Origin of the sequence: Mesorhizobium sp. M7A.F.Ca.CA.003.01.2.1, assembly GCF_003998945.1 — a bacterium.
Classification (GTDB): Bacteria; Pseudomonadota; Alphaproteobacteria; order Rhizobiales; family Rhizobiaceae; genus Mesorhizobium; species Mesorhizobium ciceri.
This window is the reverse complement of the sequence record NZ_RZRA01000063.1, coordinates 1-10,552: the sequence shown is the minus strand read 5'-3', so window position 1 is coordinate 10,552 and position 10,552 is coordinate 1. Positions and strand designations below refer to the sequence as shown.

Sequence of the window (10,552 nt, the reverse complement as noted above, 5' to 3'; positions counted from 1 at the left end):
GCTCCGAAGCTCGGTGGCCTGATCGAGTTCTACCGTTCGCCGGCCCGCGTTCAGTGGTCGCCGACCGGCACCAACGTGCCTGACTATCCGAAGCTGGCACAGCTCTGGTGGCAGGCGATCGGCGATGCGTCGTCGGGCGCCAAGACCGCGCAGGAAGCGATGGACTCGCTCTGCGGCGAACAGGAAAAGGTCATGAGCCGCATCGAGAAGTCGGGCGTTCAGGGCGATATCGGCCCGAAGATGGCCGAAGAGCATGACCTCGCCTACTGGAACGCCGACGCGGTCAAGAAGGGCAATCTCGCTCCTCAGTTGAAGATCGAGAACGAGAAGGAAAAGCCGATCACCATCAACTACGACGAACTGGTGAAGAGCTGGCAGAAGTAGCCTTGGTGTCGGCGCTCGCGCCAGCATCATGAGAATAGGGGGAGGCGGCATCTTGCCGTCTCCCCTGTTTGTGCAAAAGACTAAAGCGCGTCGCGTTGAGACGGATTCATGCAACGCGCTTTAGGTCTTTGTTTTTGTGCATGTCGTTCTCCCAAAACCGAGGTCACCTTTGGGCGACATGCATTAAGCGGGGAAGCAGAATGACCGGATACATCCTTGCCATCGACCAGGGCACGACTTCGACCCGGGCGATCCTGTTCGACGGCGATATGAAGGTCGCCGGCAGCGGGCAGAGGGAATTCATCCAGCACTATCCGGCCTCCGGCTGGGTCGAGCACGATCCCGAAGACATCTGGGCGAGCGTGGTGACGACCGTGAAGGCGGCGCTGAAGAAGGCCGGCCGGGCTGCATCCGAAGTGGCCGCGCTCGGCATCACCAATCAGCGCGAGACCATCGTCATCTGGGACAAGGCGACCGGCAAGCCGATCCACAATGCCATTGTCTGGCAGGACCGGCGCACCACGCCGCTGTGCCAGAAACTGAAGAAGCAGGGACTGGAGAAAAAGTTCACCAAAAAAACCGGCCTGCTGCTTGATCCGTATTTTTCCGGTACCAAGATCGCCTGGATGCTGGACAAGGTAAAAGGGGCGCGGCGTCGTGCCGAGAAAGGCGAGTTGCTCGCCGGCACCATCGACAGCTTTCTGATCTGGCGGCTGACCGGCGGCAAGGTCCACGCCACGGATGCCACCAACGCGTCGCGCACGCTGGTCTACAATATCGAGAAAAATGCCTGGGACAACGAACTGCTGTCGATACTGAACATCCCGGCGAAAATGCTACCCGAGGTAAAGGACTGCGCCGATGACTATGGAATCACGGAGAAAAATCTCTTCGGCGCCGAGATAAGAATCCTCGGTGTTGCCGGCGACCAGCATGCGGCGACCATCGGCCAGGCCTGTTTCGAGCCGGGCATGATGAAATCCACCTACGGCACGGGCTGCTTTGCGCTGCTCAACACCGGCAGCGACCTTGTGCGTTCGAAGAACCGGCTCTTGACCACTATTGCCTACAGGCTGAACGGCAAGACCACTTATGCGCTGGAGGGCTCGATCTTCATTGCCGGCGCCGCGGTCCAATGGCTGCGCGACGGCATCAAGGTGATCGGCAAGGCCGAGCAAAGCGGCAAGCTGGCTGCCGAGGCTGATCCAACGCAAAACGTCTACCTGGTGCCGGCCTTCGTCGGGCTCGGCGCGCCGCATTGGGACGCCGAGGCACGCGGCGCCATTTTCGGGCTGACGCGCAATTCCGGGCCGGCGGAATTCGCCCGCGCCGCACTCGAATCCGTCGCCTACCAGACGCGCGACCTGCTCGACGCCATGCGAAAGGACTGGAAGGGAGCTTCGGCCAAGACCGTGCTGCGGGTCGACGGCGGCATGGTTGCGTCGGACTGGACCATGCAGAGGCTGGCCGACATCCTCGACGCGCCGGTCGACCGTCCGACCATCCTGGAGACGACGGCGCTGGGTGCCGCGTGGCTCGCCGGGTCGAAGGCAGGCGTGTGGCCGGATGCCAAGAAATTCGCGAAGAGCTGGGCGCTGGAGCGGAGGTTCCAGCCGGCCATGGATGGCTCTGCGCGCGCAGCCAAACTTGCTGGTTGGCGCGATGCTGTGCGCCGGACGCTGAGCACGCCATAGGCCTCAGTTGGCAGGGGTGACCGAAAAGAAAGGCCCGCGCCACTTCTGGCATGGGCCTTCAATGCAGCACTATCAATTACTCCCACTCACCCACATCAATAAGGCGAGCGGCACTCCCTGCGGGGGCCGTAATTCGGCTGGAACGTGTTGTCCGAAGCACGGTAGCTGCGGTATTGGTCGTAGCACCATCGCACATGCGCATTGCCTTCATAGACGCGGTTGTTTTCGTTGTTGATGATTGCCCCGGTAATCAGCGCGCCGGTAGCGAAGGCCGCAAGCGGGAACCAATAATCGCCGTGACGACGGTAGCCGGGGCGATATTCACGATAGCCCCGATGGCCGTTCCAATACATGCCGCGATTGCGGGAAAAATTGCGGTCACGCGAAAAACTGCGGTCACGCGAAAAATTGCGATTGTAGCGGTCCTTGCGCCACTCCCGGTACTGGACTGTCTGTACATCCGGCACCGCGACCTGGGACTGCGGCACATAGTTCGGTTGGGCATTAACCGACACCGCCTCCGCCGCAACGAATGTGGCGGAGAGAGCGGTCGCCAGCAGGCTCGTTGTGATTCTGTTCATTGGTCTTCTCCTCGATGGTTTGGCGGACGTCCCTGTGCCCGAAAAACGAGCGGCGCATACAATTGTTCCCCAGACTGGATGCCACCGTCAGGCATAAATGGCAGCGTTCCTTGGCCGTTCTCCCCCCGACAGCGCGTGGGACAAGTGCCGCGACAGGGCGAAGCCGCCCGTGTTTGCGAGACCTCTTTTTCCGGTTGACCGGTCGAGGCACTCTCCCTATGTTCCGCGCAATTTCGAGGGCCGCCTTTCGCCCGCGGGAGCGCGTAGCTCAGCCGGTAGAGCAACTGACTTTTAATCAGTAGGTCATGGGTTCGAATCCCATCGCGCTCACCATTGTTTTAGCATTAAATATCAGCCACTTAGGGCCTTTGAGTCTTTGAGAAAGCAGCGACTGTCCGAGTTTTCACGGCCTGCACGCCCTTCTCAAGGATCTCGCCACGGGCAACGCATGACAAGATCGTCCGACTTCGGATCGTTGATTCTACAAGTCTTTGATTTTGTTGAACGGCGGCGGCGGCTCCCACCGCGATCCGACAGTCACTGCTGCCATTGATCGACCTTACCGGCCGGGACGAAGCCGTCAGCGCTTCCAGAAATCGCGGTGCGGTGCGAGCATCTCGTCGGCGATTTCGGGGAAGGGGCCAAAGACCTCGATCTTTCTCTGGCCGGAGCCGAGGACGGTGCGCGAAGAGAGGCTCATCGTCGGATTCTCCGCGTGATCCCCGGTGAGCGCCAGGAGTTCGGTCTCCTCGACCCCGTAAACCAGCCGCCCGATATTGGCCCAATACATCGTGCCGGCGCACATCGCGCACGGCTCGAAGGTTGAGACCAGCGTGCATTGCCACAGGAACTCCGGCGCGTAGGCAGCCGCGGCGCGGCGGGCGAGCTCCGTCTCGGCATGGCGCACCGTGTCGAGATTGCCCTGCCGCATCAGCACGCGGTCATCCGGCCCGACCAGAACGCAACCAAAGGGATGATGCCCATGTGCCGCCGCCTCGCGCGCGACCGCGTCGGCGGATCGAAGGTGGGCGAGCATCTGATCGCGTGTCATGGCAAAACCCCGGGACGCCGACATCCACCCGATGAGCGGCTCTTTGATCCGAGATTGCTGCCAAGCGATGCGAGTGGCAAGAGCGAACCGTGGCTTGAGACCTTTGCGCCGGGATATCAGACCTTTGCGCTAGAATCGCCGACCGGTCTTGGCGTCGAACAGATGAGCACAGGCGCGGTCGATCTCGATGCGCATCTGCGCGCCTTGCTTCAGCGCAAGCCGCTCCCGGAACAGGCAGGAGATTTCCTCGCCGGCGCAGTCGACCCTGGCGAAGATTTCCGAACCCGTGGCTTCCAGAAGCACGATCGTGCCGGCAATACCCTGGGAAATCGTTGCTCGGATATGTTCGGGACGGATGCCGTAGATGAGTTCACCCACGGGAATTTTTGCCAGGTTGATGCCTTCCGGCAGCGGCAGGGTCAGCCCACTGGCGCTGCGGAAAACGCCTTCCTCGACGCGGCCGGCAATGAAGTTCATGGCCGGCGAGCCAATGAAGCCGGCAACGAACAGATTGGCCGGACGGTCATAGAGGTCGAGCGGCGCACCGATCTGCTCGACAAGGCCGTCATGCAGCACGACGATCTTGTCGGCCATGGTCATGGCCTCGATCTGATCATGCGTGACGTAAATGGTGGTGGTGCCCAGCCGCTGGTGCAACGCCTTGATCTCGCCGCGCATCTGGACGCGCAATTTGGCGTCGAGATTGCTGAGCGGCTCGTCGAACAGGAAGACTTGCGGGTCGCGCACGATGGCGCGGCCCATGGCGACGCGCTGGCGCTGGCCGCCGGAGAGCTGGCGCGGATAGCGGTCGAGCAGCTTGTCGAGGCCCAGGATGCTGGCGGCCCTGCCGACGCGGCTTGCGGTGTCGGCCGGATCGGCTTTCTTGATCTTGAGGGCAAAGCCCATATTGTCGGCCACCGTCATGTGCGGATAGAGCGCGTAGTTCTGGAACACCATGGCGATGTCACGCTCGGTCGGACCGGTTGAATTTACGATCTTGCCGTCGATCGCAACTGTTCCCGAGGAGATGGTTTCAAGCCCGGCGATCATTCTGAGCAGCGTGGACTTGCCGCAACCCGACGGGCCGACCAGCACGCAAAGCTCCTTGTCGGGAACCGCGATTGAAACGCCCTTCACGGCCTCGAAACCGCTGGGGTAGACCTTCTTCACATCCTTCAGATCGACGGTCGCCATCAGCTTCTCACTTTTCGGAATCGACCAGGCCGCGAACGAACCAGCGTTGCATCAGCACCACGACCAGGATCGGCGGCACGATGGCCAGCATCGCTGTAACCATGACCAGGTGCCATTGCGTATCGGCATCGGCGAAGGAGACCATCTTTCTGAGCGCGATGACGATCGTGTTCATGTTGCTGCTGTTGGTGACGAGCAACGGCCACAGATACTGTGTCCAGCCATAAATGAAGAGGATGACGAACAGCGCCGCGATATTTGTCCGCGACAGCGGCAACAGGATATCGAAGAAGAAGCGCCACGGCCCCGCACCGTCGACCCGCGCCGCCTCAACCAATTCGCCAGGAATCGTCATGAAGAACTGGCGGAACAGCAGCGTGGCGGTGGCCGAGGCGATCAGCGGGATGATCAGGCCCGCATAAGTGTCGATCATGCCGAGATCGACCATCACCTTGTAGGTTGGCAGGATGCGCACCTCGACGGGGAGCATCAGGGTGATGAAGATCAGCCAGAAGAAGGTCATGCGCAGCGGAAAGCGGAAGAACACGATCGCATAGGCAGACAGGATCGAGATGAATATCTTTCCCACCGCGATGCCGAGCGCCATGATCGTCGTGTTGAGCAGCAGCCTGCCGACGCTGACGCCGCCGATGCGGCCGACACCGCCGAACAATGCCTCGCTGTAATTGTTCCAGAACTGATCGCCGGGCAGGAGCGGCAATGGCGGCCTGAGGATCGTTTGCAGCGTCTGCGTCGAGGCAACGAACGTGTAGTAGATCGGGAAGGCGACGATCAATATGCCGAGGATCAGCATGGCGTGGGCGATGACGGTGCGGAGCGGTGACTGGCCGATCATCGCTCGCCCTCAGCCGTAATGGACTTTGCGTTCCACATAGCGGAACTGGATGGCGGTGAGCGAGATGACGATGATCATCAGGATGACCGACTGCGCCGCCGAGTCACCGAGGATCAGATTGACGAAGCCGTCATTGTAGACCTTGTAGACCAGCGTCTCAGTCGTCTTGCCCGGACCGCCCCCGGTGACGGCATGGACGATGCCGAACGTGTCGAACAGGGCATAGACGGTGTTGACGACCAGCAGGAAGAAGGTCGTCGGCGCAAGCAGCGGGAAGACGATGGTCCAGAATCGCTTGGTCTCGCCGGCGCCGTCCATGGCCGCCGCCTCGATCAAGGCTTTCGGCACCGCCTGCAGGCCGGCGACGAAGAACAGGAAATTGTAGCTGATCTGCTTCCAGGCAGCGGCGGACACCAGCAGGATCATGGCGTGGGTGCCATTGAGCAGTGGATCCCAGGCGATGCCGAAACTCCTCAGCATGTAGGCCAGCGACCCGATCGAAGGGTTGAAGAGGAATAGCCACAGCATACCGGCAATCGCCGGCGCCACCGCGTAGGGCCAGATCAAGAGCGTGCGGTAGAGACCTTTGCCGCGCACCACCTTCTCTGCCATGACCGCCAGCAGGAGCGCCACGCACATGGCGACGATAGCGGTCGCAAGGGAAAACACCACCGTGACCTTGATCGAGTTCAGGTAGGCCGGATCGGCAAGCACTTTCCTGAAATTGGCGAACCAGACGAACTTGGTCCTCAGCCCGAACGGATCCTGCCTGAGCATGGATTGGTAGAACGCCTGACCGGCCGGCCAGTAGAAAAAAACGAGCGTGATGGCCAGTTGCGGCGCCACAAGCAGGTAGGGAAGGACCTTGTTGGGGAACACGACGCGAGGGGTCACGGAGCCACTCCGAGGTGATGAGGCGGGGGGCACCATGCGGCACCCCTCTCCGCCAAGATGGCTTTGATGAGCGTTTCGGACTGGGCATCATCGACCATTGGCGAAATCGCAAGGCACGGCAAAACTCCCCTCACGAGGGGAGATGCCCGGCGGGACAGATGGGTGCGCCGTAGAGCAAGGACCTGCGCTCGCTCTAATTCCCCAGCGCTTCCTTGATCGCGGCATTGCCACGCGTAACCGCATTGTCGAGCGCCTGCTGCGCGGTCTGCTGGCCGGCGAGCATCTTCTCGAACTCCTCGTTCTGGATATCGCGCACCTGCGGCAGATTCGGCAGACGTACGCCCTTGGAATTGTCGGTCGGCGTCTTACCCGTCATCTGCAGGATCGGGGTCTCGCGGCCGACATTCTTGTCATAGAAACCGGACTTCTTGGTCGCTTCATAAGCCGCCAGCGTTACCGGCAGATAACCCGACTTCTGGTGCAGGTATTCTTGCACCTCGGTCTTCGACAGGTAGGCGAAGAAGGCCGCGACGCCCTTGTATTCCTCATCGGATTTGTCCGCGAAAACCCACAGGCTGGCGCCACCCGGCGTCGTGTTCTGCGGCGCACCCTTGGCGTCGCTGTCATACGGCAATTGGCCAATGCCGTAATTCATGCCGGACTTGACGATATCGCCAAGTCCGCCGGACGATTCGGTCATGATCCCGCATTCGCCCGCAAGGAAGATCTGCTTGGCTTCGGAGGTGCGGCCGCCATATTTGAAGGTGCCGTCCTTGGCGAGGTCCGCCAGCGCCTGGAAATGGTTGACGAAAATCGGCGCGTTGATCTTGAGCTCGACATCGCCGCCGGCCAGACCGTTCTGCTGGGTGGCCCATGACACGTCATTCCAGGCCGCGAAATTCTCCAGATGTATCCAGGTCAGCCAGGTCGAGGTGTAGCCGCAGGCGGCCGCGCCGCTCGCCTTGATCTTCTTGGCGTCTTCCCACACTTCATTCCAGGTCTTGGGTGGGCTATCGACGTCGAGACCAGCCTTCTTGAAGATATCCTTGTTGTAATAAAGGATCGGCGAGGAGGAGTTGTAGGGGAAGGAGAGCATGGTGCCGTCCGGCTTCGAATAATAGCCGACTATGCCTGGCAGATACTGGCTCTTGTCGAAGGTCATTCCAGCGCTGGTCAACACATCGGCTGCGGGCTTGATGGCACCTTCGGCCGCCATCATCACGCCGGTGCCGACGTCGAACACCTGGATGATGTCTGGCGCCTGGCCCGCGCGGTAGGCGGCAATGCCGGCATTCAGCGTCTCGGGATACGTGCCTTTGAACACCGGAACGAGCTCATAGTCGCTCTGGCTGGCATTGAAATCTTTGGAGATCTTGTCGACGACTTCGGCATTGGCGCCAGTCATGGCGTGCCACCAACTGATCTGCGTGACGGCAAAAGCGGAGGTTGAGGAAAGCGTCATAAAGGTAGCGGCAACACCGGCCGCGAAGCCGAAGGACTTCATGTTTCATCTCCCGTTTGTCATTGGCGAAAGGGGGCACTCCCGCGAAGGCAATATGTGTCGCTCATGACAATCAGACAACGGTTTTGTTGCAGATCGACGAACTTCACCCTTTACCTGACGCAACGCTCGTCTCCGCTTGGAGGCATGGGAAGCGATGCGGTTAGCCGGCTTAGCGCGACGACAAGCGCGCCAGGAACCACCGTCGGGACCGTCAAGCTGGCTTTCGGCGTGTCAGCCCTGATTGCAGCCGCAGCAACCCGAAGAGACACGCCAAGGTTGCAGCCGACTTTATCGATCCCTCAACGGCAACGCGCTACTCAATCCTGCTGCCCTGTTTATTTCCAAAGCTCAGGTGAAATAAATGCTGACGGTCTACAATTGTATCGTCAACGAACATGATCTGAGACTGGTCGCACTCGCCGCGTTGATCTGCGGAATTTCCTGCTTCTCTGCTGTCAACCTGCTTCAGCACATAAGCCGTTCCACAGATCGGAACCGGCTTGCCTGGCTGATGATCGCGGCCACTTCGACCGGCTTTGGCATCTGGGCAACGCACTTCATCGCCATGCTCGCATTCACACCGGGCATACCCAGTGCCTATGATCCGGCACTCTCCGTGCTTTCGCTCGCTGCTTCGGTCACTTTGACGGCAGCCGGCATGTGGATCGCCACCTTGCGGGATGAGTTCGACTATCATCTCGTCGGCGGCGCCGTGCTGGGCGGCGGTATCGCAGCCATGCACTACATCGGCATGGCGGCGTTCGAGGTTCAGGGCCGTATCGAGTGGAACCTGTTGCTTGTCGCCGTTTCCCTGCTGGCCGGCGTAACGCTCGCGGCGCTGGCGCTGCGTGTCGTGCAGCGCCGCCCCTCCTTGAAGGCGACATCCGGCGGCGCGGTGCTGCTGACGCTGGCGATCTGCACCCTGCATTTCATCGGGATGGGTGCCGTCTCGATCTTCCCCGATCCCTCGATCGTCATATCCGAATACACGATCGAGCCGACCTCGCAGGCTTTCGCGGCCGCCGCCGCCACACTGGTGATCCTGGTTCTGTCGGCATCGGCGCTGTGGATCGATTTGCGCTTCCGTCGCCAGAAGCTCGAGGTCGACCGCATGCACGGCCTGGCCAATGCCGCCGTGGAGGGGCTGATCGTCTGCGACGGCAACCGCATCATCAGTGCCAATGACAGCATTGCGGCACTGACGGGCAAAGCAACAGCGACCCTGAACGGAATGCAGCTTGGCGATCTCTTCGGATCCGATATCTCGGGCTTCGGCGAACAGCCGCAGGAGGCCGAATTGAGCGGTCGCGATGGCACGAGCATTCCTGTCGAGCTGATCGCCAGGAGCATCGACTACTGTGGCAAACCGCACAACGTGGTCGCGGTCCGCGACATTCGCGAGCGCAAGAAGGCGGAACAGGAGATCCTGCGGCTTGCCCATTTCGATCCATTGACCGGACTGGCCAATCGCCGCAGCTTTTCCGGCCGGCTGGAGACGGAAATCGCTGCGATGGTCCGGACCAGGAAAGGCGGCCAGCTTGCGCTTCTGCTGCTTGATCTCGACCGGTTCAAGGAGGTCAACGACCTGTATGGGCACGGCGCAGGCGACGCCATGCTGCAGAAGGTTGCGCAGTGCGCGACCGGTATCCTTCGTCCAGGGCAGATGGTGGCGCGGCTGGGCGGCGATGAGTTCGCCATCATCGCGCCGAACCTGGCCGACCCGTTGGAGGCGGGCCGTATCGCCAACGCGGTGCTGACCGCCATGCGCGAGGAAAACCGGCTCTCGGTCGGCGGCGGCCTTGTGTCGGCAAGCATCGGCATTGCGCTGTATCCGTCGGATGCCGAAAACCAGGCCAGCCTGATAAGCCACGCCGATACGGCACTCTACCGGGCCAAGACCGAAGGCAAGGACACTTACCGTTATTTCGAAGCATCGATGGGGGCCGAGGCCCGCGACAAGCGCGTCATGGAGCACGAACTGCGCCAGGCGGTCGCACGCCAGGAGTTCTATCTCGTCTACCAGCCGCAGAAAGAGATCAGCAGCGGAAAGATGGTCGGCTTCGAAGCGTTGGTCCGCTGGCGGCATCCGACTCGCGGCGACGTGTCGCCGGCCATATTCATCCCGGTGGCCGAAGACAGCGGCGCCATTGGCCAGATTGGCGAATGGGTGCTGACGGCTGCCTGCGAGGAAGCCGCCCGCTGGGAAAATCCGCTGACAGTGGCCGTCAACGTTTCGGCGGTGCAGCTCCACAACACGAATTTCAGCCGCAAGGTCCACGAAACATTGCTGAATTCCGGCCTGGCGCCCGGCAGGCTCGAGCTTGAGATCACCGAGACGGCGCTTGTCAAGGACATGCCGCGGGCGCTGGCCACCTTGCGGCAGGTCAAAGCGCT

General features: G+C 61.2%; 8 protein-coding genes, 1 tRNA gene and 1 pseudogene. 4 read left to right on the top strand and 6 right to left on the bottom strand.

Annotated elements, in window-relative coordinates:
• Both EN969_RS04855 and glpK read left to right on the top strand, forming a co-directional pair.
• A pseudogene (locus tag EN969_RS04855) lies at positions 1-384 on the top strand (carbohydrate ABC transporter substrate-binding protein); the annotation flags it as partial.
• 200 nt (positions 385-584) lie between these two features.
• Positions 585-2,078 carry a glycerol kinase GlpK gene (glpK, locus tag EN969_RS04850; RefSeq protein ID WP_063167947.1) on the top strand — a complete coding sequence of 498 codons (1,494 nt, stop codon included), beginning with the start codon at positions 585-587 and terminating at the stop codon, positions 2,076-2,078.
• Positions 2,079-2,173: 95 nt separating this feature from the next.
• Here glpK and EN969_RS04845 read toward each other — a convergent pair whose 3' ends face one another.
• Positions 2,174-2,659: a BA14K family protein gene (locus tag EN969_RS04845; RefSeq protein WP_127419008.1), complete on the bottom strand. Its 486-nt coding sequence runs from the start codon at positions 2,657-2,659 to the stop codon at positions 2,174-2,176.
• A gap of 257 nt (positions 2,660-2,916) precedes the next feature.
• Here EN969_RS04845 and EN969_RS04840 point away from each other — a divergent pair.
• Positions 2,917-2,992 (top strand) — tRNA-Lys (locus tag EN969_RS04840).
• Positions 2,993-3,239: 247 nt separating this feature from the next.
• On the opposite strand, the gene EN969_RS04835 is transcribed toward EN969_RS04840, so the two are convergent.
• The 5 genes from EN969_RS04835 to ugpB all read right to left on the bottom strand — a co-directional run bounded on the left by EN969_RS04835 (position 3,240) and on the right by ugpB (position 8,158).
• Entirely contained in the window at positions 3,240-3,710 is a 471-nt protein-coding gene (locus tag EN969_RS04835) for a nucleoside deaminase (protein WP_063170230.1), read from the bottom strand.
• 129 nt (positions 3,711-3,839) lie between these two features.
• Entirely contained in the window at positions 3,840-4,904 is a 1,065-nt protein-coding gene (ugpC, locus tag EN969_RS04830) for a sn-glycerol-3-phosphate ABC transporter ATP-binding protein UgpC (protein WP_127419007.1), read from the bottom strand.
• 7 nt (positions 4,905-4,911) lie between these two features.
• On the bottom strand, positions 4,912-5,760 hold the full coding sequence (gene ugpE / locus EN969_RS04825; RefSeq protein ID WP_013529415.1) for a sn-glycerol-3-phosphate ABC transporter permease UgpE: 849 nt from the start codon (positions 5,758-5,760) through the stop codon (positions 4,912-4,914).
• 9 nt (positions 5,761-5,769) lie between these two features.
• Complete coding sequence (gene ugpA, locus EN969_RS04820) at positions 5,770-6,690, bottom strand: sn-glycerol-3-phosphate ABC transporter permease UgpA (protein ID WP_050580468.1); 921 nt, start codon at positions 6,688-6,690, stop codon at positions 5,770-5,772.
• Positions 6,691-6,847: 157 nt separating this feature from the next.
• Positions 6,848-8,158 (bottom strand): sn-glycerol-3-phosphate ABC transporter substrate-binding protein UgpB, encoded by a 1,311-nt coding sequence (gene ugpB / locus EN969_RS04815; RefSeq protein WP_013529413.1) that lies wholly within the window; start codon positions 8,156-8,158, stop codon positions 6,848-6,850.
• A 361-nt stretch (positions 8,159-8,519) separates the two neighbouring features.
• Here ugpB and EN969_RS04810 point away from each other — a divergent pair.
• A partial coding sequence (locus EN969_RS04810) for a diguanylate cyclase (protein WP_164758146.1) occupies positions 8,520-10,552 on the top strand: 2,033 nt, incomplete at its 3' end.